The sequence below is a fragment of the Pantoea sp. 22096 genome (assembly GCF_052045955.1).
GTDB lineage: Bacteria > Pseudomonadota > Gammaproteobacteria > Enterobacterales > Enterobacteriaceae > Pantoea > Pantoea alfalfae.
The window spans coordinates 1,967,448-1,985,497 of record NZ_JBQEPW010000001.1 but is presented as its reverse complement, the minus strand read 5'-3'; the positions used below and the strand labels follow the sequence as shown (position 1 = coordinate 1,985,497).

The 18,050-nt window shown below is 58.4% G+C and carries 18 protein-coding genes; 6 read left to right on the top strand and 12 right to left on the bottom strand.

The features are described from left to right. The first annotated feature begins 52 nt into the window (after positions 1-52). Positions 53-922, top strand: coding sequence for a LysR family transcriptional regulator (locus ACTJKZ_RS09355; RefSeq protein ID WP_161731987.1), 870 nt, complete (start codon positions 53-55; stop codon positions 920-922). Here the strand turns inward: ACTJKZ_RS09355 and ybaK are convergent. From ybaK to copA, 3 genes are all read right to left on the bottom strand, one after another. Next, positions 919-1,398 (bottom strand): Cys-tRNA(Pro)/Cys-tRNA(Cys) deacylase YbaK, encoded by a 480-nt coding sequence (gene ybaK, locus ACTJKZ_RS09350; RefSeq protein ID WP_033731793.1) that lies wholly within the window; start codon positions 1,396-1,398, stop codon positions 919-921. The genes ACTJKZ_RS09355 and ybaK overlap by 4 nt on opposite strands. 173 nt (positions 1,399-1,571) lie before the next feature. Beyond that, positions 1,572-2,375: a TraB/GumN family protein gene (locus ACTJKZ_RS09345; protein ID WP_161731991.1), complete on the bottom strand. Its 804-nt coding sequence runs from the start codon at positions 2,373-2,375 to the stop codon at positions 1,572-1,574. Positions 2,376-2,446: 71 nt separating this feature from the next. After that, entirely contained in the window at positions 2,447-4,960 is a 2,514-nt protein-coding gene (gene copA / locus ACTJKZ_RS09340) for a copper-exporting P-type ATPase CopA (RefSeq protein ID WP_253421239.1), read from the bottom strand. A 97-nt stretch (positions 4,961-5,057) separates the two neighbouring features. Here copA and cueR point away from each other — a divergent pair, with 97 nt between their 5' ends. After that, a complete protein-coding gene (cueR, locus tag ACTJKZ_RS09335) occupies positions 5,058-5,462 on the top strand; it encodes a Cu(I)-responsive transcriptional regulator (RefSeq protein ID WP_161731995.1) in 405 nt (134 codons plus the stop codon). Here the strand turns inward: cueR and ACTJKZ_RS09330 are convergent. The 5 genes from ACTJKZ_RS09330 to tesA all read right to left on the bottom strand — a co-directional run bounded on the left by ACTJKZ_RS09330 (position 5,450) and on the right by tesA (position 9,235). Continuing rightward, positions 5,450-5,896, bottom strand: a complete 447-nt coding sequence (locus ACTJKZ_RS09330; RefSeq protein WP_222924402.1) for an NfeD family protein — start codon at positions 5,894-5,896, stop codon at positions 5,450-5,452. The genes cueR and ACTJKZ_RS09330 overlap by 13 nt on opposite strands. Next, positions 5,896-6,810 (bottom strand): SPFH domain-containing protein, encoded by a 915-nt coding sequence (locus tag ACTJKZ_RS09325; protein ID WP_161731999.1) that lies wholly within the window; start codon positions 6,808-6,810, stop codon positions 5,896-5,898. Before ACTJKZ_RS09325 ends, ACTJKZ_RS09330 begins: the two co-directional genes overlap by 1 nt. Before the next feature lie 57 nt (positions 6,811-6,867). Continuing rightward, positions 6,868-7,725 carry a thioredoxin family protein gene (locus ACTJKZ_RS09320; RefSeq protein ID WP_161732001.1) on the bottom strand — a complete coding sequence of 286 codons (858 nt, stop codon included), beginning with the start codon at positions 7,723-7,725 and terminating at the stop codon, positions 6,868-6,870. 79 nt (positions 7,726-7,804) lie between these two features. Beyond that, a complete protein-coding gene (locus tag ACTJKZ_RS09315) occupies positions 7,805-8,578 on the bottom strand; it encodes an SDR family oxidoreductase (protein WP_161732003.1) in 774 nt (257 codons plus the stop codon). A gap of 30 nt (positions 8,579-8,608) precedes the next feature. After that, complete coding sequence (tesA, locus tag ACTJKZ_RS09310) at positions 8,609-9,235, bottom strand: multifunctional acyl-CoA thioesterase I/protease I/lysophospholipase L1 (RefSeq protein WP_202604849.1); 627 nt, start codon at positions 9,233-9,235, stop codon at positions 8,609-8,611. On the opposite strand from tesA, the gene ybbA reads away from it, so the two are divergent. Beyond that, positions 9,203-9,889 (top strand): putative ABC transporter ATP-binding protein YbbA, encoded by a 687-nt coding sequence (gene ybbA, locus ACTJKZ_RS09305; protein WP_010259059.1) that lies wholly within the window; start codon positions 9,203-9,205, stop codon positions 9,887-9,889. The genes tesA and ybbA overlap by 33 nt on opposite strands. Next, positions 9,886-12,303: a putative ABC transporter permease subunit YbbP gene (ybbP, locus tag ACTJKZ_RS09300; RefSeq protein WP_440829475.1), complete on the top strand. Its 2,418-nt coding sequence runs from the start codon at positions 9,886-9,888 to the stop codon at positions 12,301-12,303. Before ybbA ends, ybbP begins: the two co-directional genes overlap by 4 nt. 84 nt (positions 12,304-12,387) lie before the next feature. Here ybbP and purK read toward each other — a convergent pair whose 3' ends face one another. The 4 genes from purK to ppiB all read right to left on the bottom strand — a co-directional run bounded on the left by purK (position 12,388) and on the right by ppiB (position 15,296). Continuing rightward, the gene (gene purK, locus ACTJKZ_RS09295) at positions 12,388-13,452 is read right to left on the bottom strand and encodes a 5-(carboxyamino)imidazole ribonucleotide synthase (protein WP_161732005.1); all 1,065 of its coding nucleotides are present in this window, start codon (positions 13,450-13,452) and stop codon (positions 12,388-12,390) included. Further along, positions 13,449-13,955, bottom strand: coding sequence for a 5-(carboxyamino)imidazole ribonucleotide mutase (purE, locus tag ACTJKZ_RS09290; protein WP_161732007.1), 507 nt, complete (start codon positions 13,953-13,955; stop codon positions 13,449-13,451). The genes purK and purE overlap by 4 nt, the downstream gene beginning before the upstream one ends. Before the next feature lie 130 nt (positions 13,956-14,085). Further along, positions 14,086-14,802, bottom strand: a complete 717-nt coding sequence (gene lpxH, locus ACTJKZ_RS09285) for a UDP-2,3-diacylglucosamine diphosphatase (protein ID WP_440829474.1) — start codon at positions 14,800-14,802, stop codon at positions 14,086-14,088. After that, the gene (gene ppiB / locus ACTJKZ_RS09280; protein ID WP_013357047.1) at positions 14,802-15,296 is read right to left on the bottom strand and encodes a peptidylprolyl isomerase B; all 495 of its coding nucleotides are present in this window, start codon (positions 15,294-15,296) and stop codon (positions 14,802-14,804) included. The genes lpxH and ppiB overlap by 1 nt, the downstream gene beginning before the upstream one ends. A gap of 212 nt (positions 15,297-15,508) precedes the next feature. On the opposite strand from ppiB, the gene cysS reads away from it, so the two are divergent. Next, positions 15,509-16,894, top strand: a complete 1,386-nt coding sequence (gene cysS / locus ACTJKZ_RS09275) for a cysteine--tRNA ligase (RefSeq protein ID WP_440829473.1) — start codon at positions 15,509-15,511, stop codon at positions 16,892-16,894. Positions 16,895-16,927: 33 nt separating this feature from the next. Continuing rightward, the gene (locus tag ACTJKZ_RS09270) at positions 16,928-18,034 is read left to right on the top strand and encodes an AAA family ATPase (RefSeq protein ID WP_285086222.1); all 1,107 of its coding nucleotides are present in this window, start codon (positions 16,928-16,930) and stop codon (positions 18,032-18,034) included. Positions 18,035-18,050: the final 16 nt, after the last annotated feature.

The window sequence follows — 18,050 nt, the reverse complement described above, 5'->3', positions numbered from 1 at the left end:
TGTCAGAATGCTAAGATAAAATGAACACCTATCGAAAAAAGCGATGGAATAAATGCGATACTCCCCGGAATCCCTTGAGGCTTTTATGCAGACCGTGGCGAGTGGCTCCTTTTCGGCGGCTGCGCGTGCGCTGGGTAAAAGTCAGTCCACCATCAGCGCAGCGGTGGCAAATTTAGAAGACGATCTCGGCTTTGCGCTGTTTGATCGAACGGGCCGTCAGCCGATCCTCTCCGAGCAGGGACGTCGCGTTGTTCCTCAGGTTCAGCAGATTCTGTCGGCCAGCGAGCGGCTGGATGCGCTGGCGATACGTCTGTCGCAGGGCGTTGAACCCCGGCTCAGTTTTGCCATGTCCGATTTCTGGCAAACCGATCATCATGAACATCTGCTCAGGCAATTTGATGCGCGTTATCCGGAGATTGAACTGGAAGTCATGATTGCTGAAGATGGTGATGTCCTTGATCTGCTGCAGGCCGGGCGGGTACATCTGGGCGTCGTGCGGGCGCAGCCCAATCTGCCGGTAGATATCGCAGTGGCGCGGCTGCAGGTTGAAGCGCAGATGGCGGTCTTTTTACATCGCGATCACCCGCTGGCACAGCCTGATACCCTGAGCGAAAGCGAACTGGAAGGCGTGCGACATCTGCGGCTTAACACCTGGGTTGAGGCGCATGAACCCGCGCCCATGGGTCGCATCTGGTCAGCGCCCACCTATTTACTGCTGCTGGAGATGGCGGAGCAGGGATTTGGCTGGACGATTCTGCCACGCTGGCTGGTGAAACAGTTTGGGCATGGCGTGCTGAAAGAGTTGTCGATGTCGGGCTGGCCACAGCACATCGCCGTTGAAGTTGTCTGGTCACGACGAACGCCGCCCGGTCCGGCGGGGCGCTGGATGATCGATCAGCTGTGCGCCCAGCCGCGTGTTTAGTCGTGGCGGGCGATATCCGCAAACGGTGCGTCCAGCAGGCGTGAAAGATCCTGAGGTGCCAGTTCAATATCCAGGCCTCGTTTGCCGCCAGAGATAAACATGGCGTCAAACGCGCTGGCTGAGTCATCGATTACCGTGGGCAGCCGTTTTTTCTGTCCAAGCGGACTGATACCGCCCACCAGATAGCCGGTCACACGCTGTGCCAGCTGCGGATCGGCCATATCGGCTTTCTTCGCGCCCAGCGCTTTTGCCACCTTTTTCAGGTCGAGCTGCGTCGATACCGGCGTAATCGCTACCGCCAGCTGTTTCGCTTCACCATTCAGCGCCACCAGCAGCGTTTTATAGACCTGGCGCGCATCAAGATTAAGCTTGCGGACCGCTTCGTCACCAAAATGCGTTTCGTTACTGTCATGTTCATAAGGATGCAGCGTAAAGCTGACCTTTTGTTTTTCAAGTAATTTTACGGCGGGTGTCATACGTATTCCTTACTAAGAAAAATCTTATTACGCAGAATCATGGAAAAAGGTGGCGAAATTTTGTTCTTTGCGTAAAATTGGCCGCGCGCCAGCAATCTGATTGCTGAGCGATAACCAAAATCATAAACAAATTCCTCTTTGACGGGCCGATAAACTTATCGGCTCTCTTTTTTTCAGGGCTTCTTCAGCATCTCAGGCAGATTATCTTCGCCGTAAAGATGCAAAGCACCCACGGCCACCACATAGTTTCCCGCCGCTAACCCCTGCAGCCTGTCACACCACTGCGCATTACGCTGACCGATCAACGTATCATTCAGCGCCTGACTGAACGTCGCGGGCAGAGTGATTTCAGGCTGGCGTGGCGGTGTATCAAGCCACCAGCTCACCATCATCTGCAGCAGTCGTGCATTAGTGTGCCAGTGCAGCAGTGTATCCTGTAACAGCGCCATGCCATCATCCGGTAGCGCGGTTAGCAGGGCGATCTGCGCATCGGCACCTTCCAGTTCAATCACGGGTTTGTTCAGGCCTTTCGCTGCCTGCAACAGCTGATAATCAATGCCGTAGTCAGGCCGTAATCCCAGCCTCTGTGCCTGTTGCGCCTGTAACATCAGCGCCACCTGCCAGGCGGGCAGGTTATCCAGCAGGCTAAGCGTGAGACTCATCTCCTGACACAGTGCGGTAAGCGTTTGCATCGCGCTGCTCTCCAGTCGCTCTGAGAGCGCAGGACGATCGCCTCGGTGATCGAAGGGTGAGCCACCCTGCGTAATATCCGCTTCCACAATCAGCGCATCAGCCTGCTGCAACTGATGCAGCAGGCGAGCGGGCAACGGCTGCATATCGCGCGTTCCCATATGAATACTGCCCACCAGATGCAGTTGACGATTGCCAAGCCGGACATCTATCGCAGGCCAGCGGTAACTGGCGGGAAAAAGTTGGCTGATAAAGCCGCGCAGTGAGCGCCAGATATTGCCTGTCATTCCCGGTCCTTTGCGATTCAAAACCCCATGCTAGCGACTTCAGAGCATTAAAAACAGCGCTGAAACGGCGATTACTGGCGCGGTGGCCGGTAACGCAGCAGGCGGTTAGCATTGCTGACCACGGTAATGGAGGAGAGCGCCATCGCCGCACCTGCAACAATCGGGCTGAGCAGGGTGCCGGTCAGCGGATAGAGCACGCCCGCGGCTACCGGAATACCGATACTGTTATAGATAAATGCGCCAAACAGGTTCTGCCGGATATTGCGCAGCGTCGCGGAAGAGAGCGCTAACGCATCTGCCACGCTGTTGAGATCGGCGCGCATCAGCGTAATTCCCGCAGTTTCTACCGCCACATCGCTGCCGCCACCCATCGCAATGCCCACATCGGCCTGCGCCAGTGCAGGCGCGTCATTGATGCCATCACCGACCATCGCGACGCGACGACCCTGCTGCTGTAGCTGTTCAATGGCCGCCGCTTTGCCTTCAGGCAATACGCCTGCAATCACTTCATCAATGCCGGTTTCGGCAGCGATGGCGCGTGCGGTATCTTCATGGTCGCCGGTCAGCATAATCAGGCGATAACCCTGCTGATGCAGTCGCTTAAGGGCTGCACTGCTTTCAGGACGTAGCTGATCGCGCAGCGCGATCAGCCCGGAGAGCTGACCCTGTTCAGCCAGCAACACCGGGGTGGCACCCTGTTGCGTCAGGCGCATAATCGCTGCTTCTGCCGCCCGGCAATCGACGCCGTTATCCTGCAACAGTGCAGCGTTACCCAGCAGCAGCGCTCTGCCATCCAGACTACCGCTGACCCCTCTGCCGCGTATTGTACGAAATTGCGCTAACGACGCTGGCTGAGTCAGTTTCGCTTCGGCGACAATCGCTTTCGCCAGCGGATGACCCGAGGCGAACTCCAGCGCAGCCGCGGTCGCTAATACCGATTCACGGCTGGCGTTCCCCCAGACCAGCACCTCACTGACCTGCGGCTTTCCGGCCGTCAGGGTGCCGGTTTTATCAAACACCAGGGTGTCGATCTGGCTGGCGCGCTGCAGCGCATCGGCGTCGCGGACCAGCACCCCCAGCTCGGCGGCACGGCCAACACCGGCAATAATCGACATCGGCGTCGCCAGTCCCAGTGCACAGGGGCAGGCGATAATCAGGACGGTTGTCGCAATCACCAGCATGTAGGCAATCTGCGGCTGCGGGCCGAACAGATACCACACCGCGCCGCTGAGCAGCGCAATCAATACCACCACCGGGACAAAAACGGCGGAGATGCGATCCGCCAGACGGCCCACATCGGGTTTGCTGCTCTGCGCCTGACGTACCAGCCGGATAATGCGCGACAGGGTGGTGTGATTCCCGGTTGCCCGGGCGATAAATTCTACTGAGCCGTCCTGCACCAGGGTTCCGGCAAAGATCGCCACACCCGGATTTTTGCTTTGCGGCACCGCTTCGCCGGTGAGCATCGCTTCATCAAACCAGGCTTCACCCGTGATGATTTCGCCATCGACCGGCACCCGATCGCCGGTGACCAGGCGCAGCGTCATGCCGGGCTGGACGTCACTGACCGGGATCAGTCGGTCGCCCTGTTGATCGACCAGCCGCGCCTGGGCCGGTGTCAGATCAAGCAGTCGCTCCAGTGCCTTAGACGATCGCTGACGCGCCCGCTGCTCCAGTGCATGGCCCAGATTGATCAGGCCCAGAATCATCACGCTGGCTTCGAAATAAAGATGGCGCGCCTGCGGCGGGAAAAAGTCGGGCCACAACACCACGCTAAAGGAATAAATCCAGGCCGCGCCGGTGCCGAGTGCTACCAGCGTATCCATGGTAGCGCTGCCATTACATAAACTGCGCCAGGCGCTGCGATAAAAGTGGCTGCCGGTCACGACCATGATCAGCAGGGTCACGAGGCCCAGCGTCAGCCAGATGCCGTGGTTATGGTCGGTGAGCATCATGTTGTCGCCAACCATGCCCCAGATCATCAGCGGTACGCCAAAGGCTAAGGCGACAGCCGCCTGCCAGCTGAAACGCCGCATCGCGCTGCGGGCGCTGTGCTGCTGCTTTTCACGTCGCTCCTGCTCGTCATCCACCACCTGCGCGCCATAACCCGCGGCATCAACGGCAGCCACCAGCTGCTCAGGGTCAGCATCACCCAGCACCAGCGCACTGCGCTCGCCGAGATTGACCCGCGCCTGGCTGACGCCTGCGACCTGCTGCAGCGCTTTTTCCACCCGGCTCACGCAGCTGGCGCAGGTCATGCCTTCAATCAGCAGCATATGGGTGGGTAATGTTTTTTCTGCCGGATGAGAAGCGGTCTCCGTTGTCAGCGCCTCCGGCGGCGGCTCCGATGCTGTCAACGGTTCAGACTTTGGGGACGCGTCCGCCGTTTTCAGCGTCGCGTGATAGCCCGCCTGCTCAACAGTGGCGATCAGTGCAGCCGCATCCGCGTGACCGGAGACCTGCGCTTCCTGTTGGGTAACCTCGGCCTGGTCAACATCGTCGCGCTGCTCAAGTGCCTCTTTGACGCGTTTGACACAGTGGCCGCAGGACAAGCCGTCCAGTGCCAGAGAAATAGTGTGTGACATAATCAACTCCTCTTGTGATCCCATTTGACCAACTGGTCAGTTTCGATTCATGCTTAAGCATAAACCTTCCATCAAGGGGAAGGTCAAGGGGACGAAAATGAACATCAGCGATGTGGCGAAAAAGACCGGGCTGACCAGCAAGGCGATTCGTTTCTACGAAGAGAAAGGGGTGGTGACGCCGCCGTTGCGCAGTGAAAATGGTTACCGCCATTACGACGGTCACCATCTGGATGAACTGAACCTGTTACGTCAGGCGCGACAGGTAGGCTTTACGCTGGATGAGTGCCGCGAGCTGGTGGCGCTGTTTAACAATCCGTCGCGACACAGTGCCGATGTAAAAGCCCGCACTCTGCAGAAAGCCGATGAAATTGCAGCGCACATTGAAGAGCTGCATGCCATGCGCGCTCGTCTGCTGGCGCTGGCGGACGCCTGCCCGGGCGATGAGAGCGCAGAGTGCCCGATTATCAATAATCTGGCCGGGTGCTGCATTCAGCGTGGCTGAATTCGCAGCGTAATCCCCTCAATGCCGACCACGACGACCGGTGTGCCGGCAGGCAGATCCTGTTCTGCCTCAACCCGCCAGCTGCTATCCCCGATGCGTATGTGACCGGTGCGGTTATGCAGCGCGGTATCCAGCGTCAGCTGCAACCCGATCATCTGGCTACCGCGCTGGTTCAGGGCATTGGGCGTCTGATGCGTTTCACGGTGGCGCATCCAGCGATACCACAGAAAGACGCAAATCAGTGTCAGCACGGCAAATAGTGACCCCTGTGTCGTCCAGCTCACTGGCACCAGCCACTCAAAGATGCCGACAATAACTGCCGCCAGTCCGCTCCACAGCAGATAACCGCTGGTGCCCAGCATCTCAGCCGCCAGCAGTAATCCACCCAGCGTCAGCCAGAACCAGTGCGGATGCGCGATGATTTCCATCAGCATCAGCGTGTCGACTCGGTACGCGATTCCTTCAGCAGTTCACCGATGCCCGCGATCGACCCCAGCAGACTGCTCGCTTCCAGCGGCATCATCACGACTTTGCTGTTAGTGCCTTCACCGATTTTTTGCAGCGCATCGGTGTATTTCTGCGCCACGAAGTAGTTGATAGCCTGAATATCACCCGCCGCGATCGCTTCCGAGACCATTTTAGTGGCGTTAGCTTCCGCTTCAGCCTGACGTTCACGGGCTTCTGCCTGCAGAAACGCCGAGGTACGTTCACCTTCCGCTTTGAGGATCTGCGACTGCTTCTCCCCTTCAGCGCGCAGGATAGCCGCCTGTCGTACCCCTTCGGCCGTCAGAATATCGGCGCGCTTGGTTCGCTCTGCTTTCATCTGTGCATTCATCGCGCCGATAAGCTCCTGCGGTGGACGCACGTCGCGAATCTCGATACGGGTGATCTTAACGCCCCACGGGTTGGTCGCTTCATCCACGATATGCAGCAGACGGGTATTAATGCTGTCACGCTGTGACAGCATTTCGTCCAGCTCCATGCTGCCCAGCACGGTGCGCATATTGGTCATAGTGAGGTTCAGAATCGCCTGCTCAAGATTGCTGACTTCATAGGCGGCACGCGCCGGATCAACGACCTGAATAAAACAGACCGCATCGATGGTGACGTTGGCGTTATCTTTGGAGATGATCTCCTGCGAGGGAATATCCAGTACCTGTTCCATCATGTTGATCTTGCGACCGACGCGATCCATGAACGGCACGACCAGACTTAATCCTGGCTGTAGCGTGCGGGTATAACGGCCAAAGCGCTCAACCGTCCATTGAAAACCTTGTGGCACGATCTTGACGGTTGCCCAGACCGCTACCAGTGCCAGAATAATCAGGGCAGGAATGACAGTTATCATACAACCTCCGCATTGTCAGATTAACGGGCCGAGTCGCTTCGGCCCGTGGTGCTGCTGTTAGTACAGCAGGGAATAGAGCTGGCGACGATAACGCGCAGCCAGTGCATCGCCGGTTCCCAGCGCCGCCAGAATCTCCTGCAGCATTTTACGCGCCTGGCCATCTGCGGCATTGAGATCGGATTTCAGAAAGCTGAACAGCAGTTCCAGTGCTTCTTCATTGCGACCCACCTGATGCAGTTGTAACGAGAGTTTAGCAGCCAGCCCGGCGTTAGTCGGGTCCGCTTCCAGCTCGGATTGCAACTGCTGAATCTCCGGCGTATCCGCAGCCTGTTTCAGCAGATCGATCTGCGCCATCAGGCTCTGATAACGGGTATCCTGATCCTGCAAAGGTACGACTTTTAGCACTGCTTCTGCTTCATCGCTGCGGTTCAGGGTAATCAGTACTTCTGCCAGCAGGAAACCGATCTCACTGGACTGGTTGCTCAGCTGCCACGCATCTTTTAACAGCGGCAGCGCCTCCAGCGGTTTATCTTCCTGCATCAGCACCATCGCCTGCTGCGCTTTCAGCTCTTCTTCACGCGGCAGGACTTTTTCCAGCAGGGCGCGGATCGCCTCTTCCGGCTGCGGTCCCTGGAAACCGTCAACCGGCTGACCATCCTGGAACAGGTAGACGGTCGGGATTGAACGCAGACCAAACTGCGACGCGACTCTTTGCTCTTTGTCGCAATCGAGTTTTGCGAGAATAAACTGACCCGCGTACTCCTGCGCCAGACGCTCCAGCACAGGTGTCAGCTCCTGACAGTGCTGACTGCGCTCAGACCAGAAGTAGAACAGCACCGGCAGCTGCATCGACTGCTCAAGGGTCTGCTGCAGGTTAGATTCGTTGATGTCGATGATAGAAGCGTGTGGTGACATGGATAAGTCTCTTTGCAAAAAGTGTTCTAAGAATATGGGGCCAACTGGCCCGGCTTCAAGCGCTATTGCGCATGGCTGATTAATGGCTGCGCAAAATGCGATCCAGCATCCAGCCTGGCAGTAACCGTTTCAGCAGGCTCATGACGTGTGCGATCAGCGTCACTGGATAGCGCAAACGTGGATGTTTACTCTCGAGTGCGTGACGAAGCTTAGGCAGAATGGCTTCCGCTGGCAGGGTAAAGCGTGCCGCGATGCCCGGGTTACGCACCGGGTTATGCTGTTCCCCCTGCGTCACATTGTCGGTAAAGCGAGTCTCAATCGGGCCAGGTTCAATCAGGCTGACCCGGATGCCGCTATTGCGCACTTCGAGCCGCAGCGCATCGCTCCAGGCTTCCAGTGCATATTTGCTGGCGGCATAGGCACCCCGGCCAGGCGTGGAGATCAGTCCCAGTACCGAGCTGGTATTCACAATGCGGCCATCGCCGCTGGCCTGCAGCGCCGGCAACAGTCGCAGCGTCAGCTGATGGACGCCAAAAAAGTTGCTGGAAAACTGCTGCTCCAGCTGCTGACGGGTGAGGGTTCGCAACGGGCCATACAGACCAAATCCGGCGTTGTTGAATAGCGCGGCCAGACGGTTATCGCAGAGCGCGAGCACCGTGTCCGCTGCCCGATCGACACTCTGCGGATCGTCGAGATCGAGCTGCAGGCCCGTATAACCCAGCGTGTTCATGCGGGCGACATCGTCGGCTTTTCGGCAGGCGGCGATCACCTTATAACCGCGCGCCAGCAGATCGTGCGCGGCGACCAGGCCAATCCCGCTGGAACAACCTGTAATCAGAATGGTTTTTTGCATTTCTTTACCCTTTTTGCGCATCCAGGCGCGCTACGGCTGCTTAACTAAGGGAGCCAGTTCTTTTGCCATTAATCCGGCGATAAATGGCTGTGCATCAGGATTGGGATGTATGCCATCCTGCTGCATCCACTCGGGTTTCAGATAGACCTGCTCCATGAAAAAGGGCACCAGAGGAATATCATGCTGCTGCGCGAGTCCAGGGTAGATGCCGCTGAACGCCTCGGTGTAGCGGCGGCCATAGTTGGCGGGCAGACGGATCTGCATCAGCAGCGGCTTTGCATCGGCAGCTTTGACATCGTCGATGACTTTACTCAGATTCTGCGCGATAGCGTCAGGCGGAAAACCGCGCAGACCATCGTTACCGCCCAGTTCGATTAACACCCATTGCGGCTGATGCTGTTTTAATAGTGCAGGCAGGCGCGCCAGTCCCTGTGCGGCAGTGTCGCCGCTGATGCTGGCGTTGACTACTTTTGGTTTCTGCTGCCACTGCTTATCAAGCAGGCTGGGCCAGGCAGCGGTGGCAGACATGCGATAGCCTGCGCTCAGGCTGTCGCCCAGCACCATCAGGGTATCTGCAGCAGCAAGACGCGACACCATCAGAAGAATCAATAACAGGAAGGGATAATGCCAGCGGAAAACATTGTTGAAGTTCATCATCTTACTAAGTCCGTCGGTCAGGGAGAGCATCAGTTAACCATCCTTACCGGAGTTGAGTTGGTTGTCAAACCAGCCGAGACCATTGCGCTGATTGGCGAGTCCGGCTCCGGCAAGTCAACCCTGCTGGGAATTCTGGCCGGGCTGGACGATGGCAGCAGCGGCGAAGTTCATCTGCTGGGGCAGCCGCTGCACCAGATGAACGAAGAACAGCGTGCGGCTCTGCGTGCCCGTCAGGTCGGCTTTGTGTTTCAGTCATTTATGCTGGTGCCGACACTGAATGCACAGGAGAACGTCCAGCTGCCATCACTCCTGCGCGGTGACAGCGACCGCCAGAGTCGCGAACAGGCACGGGAACTTTTGACGCTGCTCGGGCTGGGTGAACGTCTGCATCATCTGCCCGCTCAGCTGTCAGGCGGCGAACAGCAGCGTGTCGCGCTGGCTCGCGCCTTCAGTGGTCGTCCGGGTCTGCTGTTTGCCGATGAGCCGACCGGCAACCTTGACCGCAAAACCGGTGATCGCATCGCCGATTTGCTCTTTTCCCTTAATCGCGACTTCGCCACCACGCTGATTCTGGTGACGCATGACGAGCAACTGGCGGCGCGCTGCGATCGTCGCCTGCGGCTGCGCGACGGAAAATTGTGGGAGGAGCAATGATCTGGCGCTGGTTCTGGCGCGAGTGGCGTTCGCCCTCGCTGCTGATTGTCTGGCTGGCCCTGACGCTGGCGGTGGCCTGCGTGCTGGCGCTGGGGTCGATCAGCGATCGCATGGAAAAAGGGCTGAATCAGCAGAGCCGTGATTTTATGGCTGGTGACCGCACGCTGCGTAGCACCGATGCTGCGCCCGAAGCCTGGCTGGAAAAGGCGCGGGAAACCGGCCTGACGGTCAGTCGTCAGCTCACCTTCATGACCATGACCTTTGCCGACCAATCACCGCAGCTCGCCTCAGTAAAAGCAGTGGATGACCGCTACCCGATGTTTGGCACGCTGCAGACGCAGCCGCCGGGACTGAGGCCGCAGGCGGGTACTGCGCTGGCGGCACCGCGCCTGATGGCGCTGCTGAATCTGAAAGTGGGCGATACGCTGGAAGTCGGCGATACCCAGCTGCGCATCAGCGGGGAGATAATCCAGGAGCCGGATGGTGGCTTTAACCCGTTTGAGATGGCACCGCGTCTGCTGATCAATCTGGCGGATGCTGGCAAAACCGGTGCGATTCAGCCAGGCAGCCGTATTACGTGGCGCTATAAATTCTCCGGTAATTCCGAACAGCTGGCCCGCTATGACCGCTGGATTGAACCGCAGCTGAAGACGGACCAGCGCTGGATCAGCGTGGAGAACTCGGAAGATGCGCTGGGCCGTTCGATGCAGCGCGCGCAGCAGTTCCTGCTGCTCTCGGCCTTACTGACGCTGATGCTGGCGATTGCGGCCGTGGCGGTTGCCATGAGTCACTATTCCCGCAGCCGTTACGATCTGGTGGCGGTGCTGAAAACCCTGGGCGCGACGCAGGGTGCGTTGCAGCGGTTGATCATCGGCCAGTGGCTGGCGGTGCTGCTGCTGGCGGCGATTGCCGGAGGCGTTGTGGGGCAGGGCGTGGAAGCGATCCTGATGGCCATGCTGAAACCCGTGTTGCCCGCCAGCTTACTGGCGGCCAGCGTCTGGCCGTGGATCTGGGCGGTGGGATCGCTGTTTGTCATTTCGCTGCTGGTGGGTTTGCGTCCCTATCGTCTGCTGCTGGCAACGCAGCCGCTGCGCGTGCTGCGGCGCGATGCAGTGGCAAATCTCTGGCCGCTGAAAATCTATATCCCGGTGATGATCGCGGTGGTCGTCACGCTGTTAGCGTTGCTGGTCGGGGGCAGTAAAATGCTCTGGGCGCTGCTGGCAGGTGTGGTGGTGCTGGCGGGATTACTGGCGTTACTCGGCTGGGGAACCCTGTTGCTGCTGCGTCGGCTGGTGGTGCGCAATCTGGCGCTGCGACTGGCGATCAACCGGCTGCTGCGCCAGCCCGGCATGACGCTGAGCCAGCTCGCGGCCTTTTCGCTGTCGTTTATGCTGCTGGCGCTGTTGCTGGTGATGCGCGGCGATCTACTGGATCGCTGGCAGCAGCAGTTACCGGCAGACAGCCCGAATTTCTTCCTGCTCAATATGACGGCGGATCAGGTGCCGCAGGTGCGCGATTTCCTGCAAGCGCACCAGATCAAACCCGAAACCTTCTATCCGATTGCGCGGGTGCGGCTTAGCGAACTCAACGGCAAACCGGCCGATCCGAAACGGGATAATGCCCTGAATCGCGAACTCAACCTGACAGAGCTGGCCGAGCGCCCGGATCACAATCCGCTGGTCGCTGGCAACTGGCCGCCGAAGGCCGGTGAAGTGTCGATGGAGGTAGAACTGGCGGATCGTCTGGGGCTGAAGCTCGGTGATACGCTGACGTTCGACGGCGATACGCAGACCTTCAGCGCCCATATTACCAGTCTGCGTAAAGTGGACTGGGAAAGCCTGAAGCCGAATTTCTTCTTTATCTTTCCGCCAGGTGCGCTCGACAGTCAGCCCCAGACCTGGCTCACCAGCTTCCGCATGGAGGCGAATCCTGTACTGCTGGCGCAGCTGAACCGTGCTTTCCCGGCGCTGAGTCTGCTGGATATCGGCAGCATTATGCGGCAGATCGGTCAGGTGCTGACGCAGGTCAGCCGGGCGCTGGAGATCATGGTGGTGCTGGTCACGGCCTGCGGTGTGTTGCTGCTGCTGGCGCAGATTCAGGTCGGGATGCACCAGCGTCGGCAGGAGCTGGTGGTCTATCGCACGCTGGGTGCCGGTAAACGCCTGCTACGCACGACGCTGTGGTGTGAGTTTGCGCTGCTCGGCGTGGTTTCCGGCGTGGCGGCCGCGATGGGGGCAGAAGCGGCGCTGTGGGGATTACAGACGAAGATTTTCGACTTCCCATGGCAGCCTGACTGGACACTGTGGCTGGCATTGCCGTTGTGTGGCGCGCTGCTGCTGTCGCTGTGCGGCGGCTGGCTGGGGATACGGTTACTGAAAGGAAAGGCGCTGTTCAGGAAGTTTGATGCGGCGTAAAGCAGGGCTGGAATAAGGCGGCACCAGGCCGCCTTTGACCTTTATTCAGACTGCACCCGTAACCTGCAGGCGGATTACGGGAAACTACAGCTTTTCAACGGCCCAGGCGATACCGCTGGCGTACTCTTCCGGTAGCTGAGGCACCAGCGCATTTAGCGCGGCGCTGAGCCGCTCTGCATCGCTGTCGTTCAGATTGAGGTGGCCCACCTTACGACCCGGACGCACCTCTTTGTCATACCAGTGCAGATGCACCAGCGGCTGTTGCAGCCAGCTGAGATTCACGGCAGTGCCGATCAGATTCACCATGACCGACGGCGCAAACACCACCGGCTGCGGTAATGCCAGGCCAAGAATGGCGCGCAGATGCAGCTCAAATTGGCTGATAGACGCGCCGTTCTGCGTCCAGTGACCACTGTTATGCACACGCGGTGCCAGCTCATTGATCAGCAACCCGGCTGGCGTCACAAAACACTCCATCGCCATCACGCCAACGTAATTCAGCGCCTGCATGATCGCGCTCAGCATCGTTTCGGCCTGCTGCTGCTGTGCCGGATCCGCCTGCGGAAACGCCACGCTGGTGCGCAGAATGCCGTCCTGATGCAGGTTATGCGTCAGTGGATAGAACACGACCTTGCCATCGTGACCGCGCGCGCCGACCAGTGACACTTCACCGGAAAAGTTGATGCCCTGCTCAACGATACACTCGCCATAACACGCATCCGGCAGCTGGTCAGTTTCATCAGCACGCAGACGCCACTGACCCCGTCCGTCATAACCACCCGTGCGGCTTTTCACAATTGCCAGCTCGCCCAGTGAATCAAACACCGCTGGCCATTCGCTTTTGTCCGCCAGCAACTGCCACGGCGCGGTAGCGAGCCCCAGTTGATCCAGTAGCTGTTTCTGCGTCAGGCGATCGGCCAGACGTGGGAAAATATCACGGTTAACAAAAGCCGGATGGCTCGCCAGTTCACGCGTCAGCGCGGTCTCCGGCCAGCGTTCGATTTCGGCGGTAATCACGCTATCGGCGATCGGCAGGGCGGCAGGATCGGCATCCAGGCCTACCGGATAGACCGCAATGCCCAGCGGTTCACCCGCCTGACGCAGCATACGACCTAACTGGCCGTTGCCCAGTACGCAAACCGGCTTCATGCATCCACCCGCGGATCGGGATGGTTCAGCACCTCATCGGTCTGAGTCTGACGCCAGGTATTCAGGCGTGACGCCAGCGCGCTGTCATGCAGTGCCAGAATCTGCGCGGCCAGCAGGGCGGCATTAGCTGCACCCGCTTTACCAATTGCCAGCGTACCGACCGGAATACCGCGCGGCATCTGCACAATCGAATAGAGGCTATCGACGCCGCTCAGGGCCGCACTCTGCACCGGCACACCCAGCACCGGCACCAGGGTTTTTGCTGCCAGCATTCCCGGCAGATGCGCCGCGCCACCTGCGCCAGCAATAATCACCTGATAACCGTTGCCGGCTGCCGTTTCGGCAAAGCTGAACAGTTTATCCGGGGTGCGGTGCGCAGAGACCACTTCAACATCAAAAGGGACGTCCAGGCTGGAAAGGATTTCAGCGGCGAACTGCATGGTGGCCCAGTCACTTCTGGAACCCATAACAATGGCGATGCGGGCCGGGGCGTTGGATGACATGCGGTCAACTCCTGTGAATAAACAAACAGACCTGGCCGGGCGGACAGGTTTTGAAGGGCACCGAGAATAGCATGAGACGCACGCAAGGAAAACGGTTGCGTCAGGCTAAGGTTGGGGAGTTAACCGCAGACTAAAAGTCGAAATGGATAAGCTGAATGCCGCTGGCGTCGAGCTGGATCATGGAACCCCGGCTGTGCCAGGCACCCAGCACTGCGCGTTGTGCTGTTTCACCTTTTAAGTTCAGCGTATGAATCGCCGGGCGATGCGTATGGCCATGGATCAGCAAAGGCACCTGCTGGCGCAGCATTGCGGCGGCCACAGCATCCTGATTCACATCCATAATGGTCTGGGATTTATGCTGGTTGGCCTGTTTACTGTCGGCGCGCATCCGGGCGGCGATGCGTTTACGTATCCACAACGGCAGCGCCAGGAAGAGCCGCTGAATCCAGGGATTATGCACGTTGGCCCGAAAACGCAGGTAACCCGCGTCGTCAGTGCAGAGCGTATCGCCGTGCATAATCAGTAGCCTGTGGCCGTAGAGCGTCAGCACCTGCTCTTCCGGCAGCAGCGTCATGCCGCAGGCCTGCGCAAAGCGTCGGCCAATCAGGAAGTCGCGATTGCCATGAATAAAGTAGACGGGAACCGGCAGGGCGAGCAGGGCGCGGGCAATCTGCTGATGCAGCGGATTGGGGTCGTCGTCGCCAATCCAGGCTTCAAACAGATCGCCGAGAATATAGAGCGCGTCGCAGTGGGGCGCTTCGCGCTGTAAAAAATGCAGAAAACCGGCGGTAATCGCCGGTTCTTCCTGACACAGATGGAGATCTGCGATAAACAGCGTGCGCGACATTACTCGCTGACGGTCACTTTCTGGATAACGACGTCATCTTTTGGCACATCCTGGTGCATGCCGCTGCGGCCGGTAGAAACGGCTTTGATCTTCTCGACCACGTCCATACCTTCAACCACTTCAGCGAATACGCAGTAGCCCCAGCCCTGAACGCTTTCGTCACGGAAGTTCAGGAAGTCATTGTCAGCCACGTTAATGAAGAACTGTGCGGTCGCAGAGTGCGGCGCAGAGGTACGTGCCATTGCCAGCGTACCTTTAGTGTTTTTCAGGCCGTTGTTCGCTTCGTTCTGGATTTCATCTTTGGTCGCTTTCTGCTTCATGCCCGGCTCGAAGCCGCCGCCCTGAATCATAAAGCCGTTGATGACACGGTGGAAAATGGTGTTGTCGTAAAAACCTTCACGGCAGTAATCCAGGAAGTTCTGTACGGTTGCCGGCGCTTTATCATCGAAAGTTTTGATTACGATATCGCCATGGTTCGTCTGGAAAGTTACCATTTTTGTTGTCCTGTAAAGGTTGTGATCAGTTGCCGGGATCGCGCTGTTAACTGGCGTACCCCTTTTAGTCGACCGTTCTTATATCATAATTTCCAATGACGCGTCAGCAGCACGGCGCAGTTGGCTTGCTTTGCGTCGCGCGAGCGATAAAAATACGGCACAATGTCTGGATACTTAAAAAAGCCAACCACACGCGAAAACGGAACCGTTCAATGCTTAAGATTTATAACACCCTGAGTCGACAGAAAGAGGAATTCAAACCCATTCATGCCGGTAAAATCGGGATGTATGTTTGCGGCATCACGGTGTATGACCTCTGTCACATTGGTCATGGGCGGACGTTCGTGGCGTTTGACGTGGTGGCGCGCTACCTGCGTTACCTCGGTTATCAGCTTAACTATGTACGTAACATCACCGACATTGATGACAAAATCATCAAACGCGCCAATGAGAATAGCGAGAGCATCGAAACGCTGACCAACCGTATGATCGGCGAGATGCACAACGACTTCGCCGCGCTGGGCATTCTGCCACCTGATGAGGAACCGCGCGCCACCCGTCACATCGCTGAAATCATCGAGCTGGTGGAAACATTGATCGCTCGCGGTCATGCCTATGTGGCAGATAACGGCGACGTGATGTTTGATGTACTGAGCGACACCGATTATGGCGCGCTGTCGCGTCAGGATCTGGAGCAGCTGCAGGCGGGCGCACGCGTTGAAGTCGCTGATGTGAAGCGCAATCCGATGGACTTCGTGCTGTGGAAGATGTCTAAAGCGGATGAGCCCGCCTGGTCATCACCGTGGGGCAACGGCCGTCCTGGCTGGCACATTGAGTGCTCGGCGATGAACTGCAAACAGCTGGGCACCCATTTCGATATCCACGGCGGCGGTTCCGACCTGATGTTCCCGCACCATGAAAACGAAATCGCCCAGTCGAGCTGCGCTCATGACGGTCCTTACGTTAACTACTGGATGCACTCCGGCATGGTGATGGTTGACCGCGAGAAGATGTCGAAATCGCTCGGCAACTTCTTCACCGTACGAGACGTGCTGCAACATTATGATGCGGAGACGGTGCGTTACTTCCTGATGTCCGGTCACTATCGCAGCCAGCTTAACTACGGCGAAGATAACCTGAATCAGGCGCGCGCGGCGCTGGAACGCCTTTATACCGCGCTGCGTCACACCGACAGCAGCGTTAAAGCGCACGGCGGCGAAGCGTTTGAAGCGCGTTTCCGCAGCGCTATGGATGATGATTTCAATACCCCGGAAGCCTACTCGGTGCTGTTTGATATGGCGCGTGAAGTGAACCGTCTGAAAAGCGAAGACGGCGCGTCAGCGCATGGTCTGGCGTCGAAGCTGCGCGAGATGGCTAACGTGCTGGGTATTCTGCAGCAGGATCCTGAGCTGTTCCTGCAAAGCGGCGCGCAGGTTAATGATGAAGAGGTTGCCGAGATTGAGCATTGGGTGAAGGCCCGTGCCGATGCGCGTGCTGCGAAAGCCTGGGCAGAAGCGGATATCGCGCGCGACAAGCTTAACGCGCTGGGGGTCATCGTCGAGGATGGGCCACAGGGCTCCAGCTGGCGTCGAAAATAAACCGGAGAGGGCGAGCAATCGCCCTTTTTTATTATGGCGATTGAACAGATTCAGATCCGCGGTTTCCGCTCAATACGTAACCTGACGCTGTCACTGCAACAGCTGAATGTGGTGAGCGGTCCCAACGGCTGCGGTAAATCCAACCTCTACAAAGCGGTGCGGCTGCTGCACGAGGCGGCCAGCGGTCGTCTCGCGCTGGCACTGGCTGACGAAGGCGGCATTCAGAAAGCGATGTGGGCAGGCGGATTGCGCCGGGGCGATCGCCGACACGATCCGAAGCGGCTGGAGCTGGCCGTGGTGATGGATGATATGGATTACCAGCTGGAGATTGGCTTTCCCGAGCCGCTGTCGACCAGCCTGTTCAATCTTGATCCGCTGGTGAAGCAGGAGCGGCTCTGGCTCAGCGGCCAGCGTCGTCGTCCTTCTGCCTGCCTCATGCAGCGTGAAAATCAGACCGCCTTTCTGCATAACGTTGAGGGCGATCGCGTCGCCTGGGCGGCGGTGCTGCATCCGGAAGAGTCGCTGTTTGGTCAGCTTAGCGAACCCCATCGCTACCCGGAGCTTTCCCAGCTGCGCGAACGGCTGCTGCAGTGGCGCTTCTACCATGAGTTCGCCGTCTGGCCTGGCTCACCGATTCGTGCGCCGCAGATTGGCGTGCGTGCGCCCGTGCTGAGCCATAATGGCAGTAATCTGGCCGCGGCCTGGGCAACTATCGTGGAGCGCGGTCATTCAGAGCTGTTGTTTGAGGTGATGGCGCAGGCGTTTCCTGACAGCCAGTTTGACGTCGAAGTGCAGAACGGCCGCTTTCAGATGCTGATGTCCCGCCATGGCATTCTGCGTTCGCTGGAGAGTGCAGAGTTTTCAGATGGCACGCTGCGTTTTCTGTGTCTGGTTGTGGCGCTGCTCAGCCCGCGCCCGCCCGCCTTTATGGCGCTGAATGAGCCGGAAAACAGTCTGCATGAAGATCTGTTGCCTGCGCTGGCGCGCTTAATCGCCGAAGCCAGTCAGTACAGTCAGCTCTGGATCACCAGCCATTCAGCCCGGCTTGCAACGCTGATTGCGCGGCATACGGCGGTGAATCATATTGCACTGGAACAGCGGGAAGGAGAGACGCGTGTGGCGGGGGAAGCACTGCTGTGACAGCGTCCCCGCAGGG

What these genes read in the sequence shown, in the direction of transcription:
- ACTJKZ_RS09355 (WP_161731987.1), top strand. Translation starts at nt 53, where the DNA reads ATGCGATACTCCCCGGAATCCCTTGAGGCTTTTATGCAGACCGTGGCG.
- ybaK (WP_033731793.1), bottom strand. Translation starts at nt 1,398, where the DNA reads ATGACACCCGCCGTAAAATTACTTGAAAAACAAAAGGTCAGCTTTACG.
- ACTJKZ_RS09345 (WP_161731991.1), bottom strand. Translation starts at nt 2,375, where the DNA reads ATGACAGGCAATATCTGGCGCTCACTGCGCGGCTTTATCAGCCAACTT.
- copA (WP_253421239.1), bottom strand. Translation starts at nt 4,960, where the DNA reads ATGTCACACACTATTTCTCTGGCACTGGACGGCTTGTCCTGCGGCCAC.
- cueR (WP_161731995.1), top strand. Translation starts at nt 5,058, where the DNA reads ATGAACATCAGCGATGTGGCGAAAAAGACCGGGCTGACCAGCAAGGCG.
- ACTJKZ_RS09330 (WP_222924402.1), bottom strand. Translation starts at nt 5,896, where the DNA reads ATGCTGATGGAAATCATCGCGCATCCGCACTGGTTCTGGCTGACGCTG.
- ACTJKZ_RS09325 (WP_161731999.1), bottom strand. Translation starts at nt 6,810, where the DNA reads ATGATAACTGTCATTCCTGCCCTGATTATTCTGGCACTGGTAGCGGTC.
- ACTJKZ_RS09320 (WP_161732001.1), bottom strand. Translation starts at nt 7,725, where the DNA reads ATGTCACCACACGCTTCTATCATCGACATCAACGAATCTAACCTGCAG.
- ACTJKZ_RS09315 (WP_161732003.1), bottom strand. Translation starts at nt 8,578, where the DNA reads ATGCAAAAAACCATTCTGATTACAGGTTGTTCCAGCGGGATTGGCCTG.
- ybbA (WP_010259059.1), top strand. Translation starts at nt 9,203, where the DNA reads ATGCCAGCGGAAAACATTGTTGAAGTTCATCATCTTACTAAGTCCGTC.
- tesA (WP_202604849.1), bottom strand. Translation starts at nt 9,235, where the DNA reads ATGATGAACTTCAACAATGTTTTCCGCTGGCATTATCCCTTCCTGTTA.
- ybbP (WP_440829475.1), top strand. Translation starts at nt 9,886, where the DNA reads ATGATCTGGCGCTGGTTCTGGCGCGAGTGGCGTTCGCCCTCGCTGCTG.
- purK (WP_161732005.1), bottom strand. Translation starts at nt 13,452, where the DNA reads ATGAAGCCGGTTTGCGTACTGGGCAACGGCCAGTTAGGTCGTATGCTG.
- purE (WP_161732007.1), bottom strand. Translation starts at nt 13,955, where the DNA reads ATGTCATCCAACGCCCCGGCCCGCATCGCCATTGTTATGGGTTCCAGA.
- lpxH (WP_440829474.1), bottom strand. Translation starts at nt 14,802, where the DNA reads ATGTCGCGCACGCTGTTTATCGCAGATCTCCATCTGTGTCAGGAAGAA.
- ppiB (WP_013357047.1), bottom strand. Translation starts at nt 15,296, where the DNA reads ATGGTAACTTTCCAGACGAACCATGGCGATATCGTAATCAAAACTTTC.
- cysS (WP_440829473.1), top strand. Translation starts at nt 15,509, where the DNA reads ATGCTTAAGATTTATAACACCCTGAGTCGACAGAAAGAGGAATTCAAA.
- ACTJKZ_RS09270 (WP_285086222.1), top strand. Translation starts at nt 16,928, where the DNA reads ATGGCGATTGAACAGATTCAGATCCGCGGTTTCCGCTCAATACGTAAC.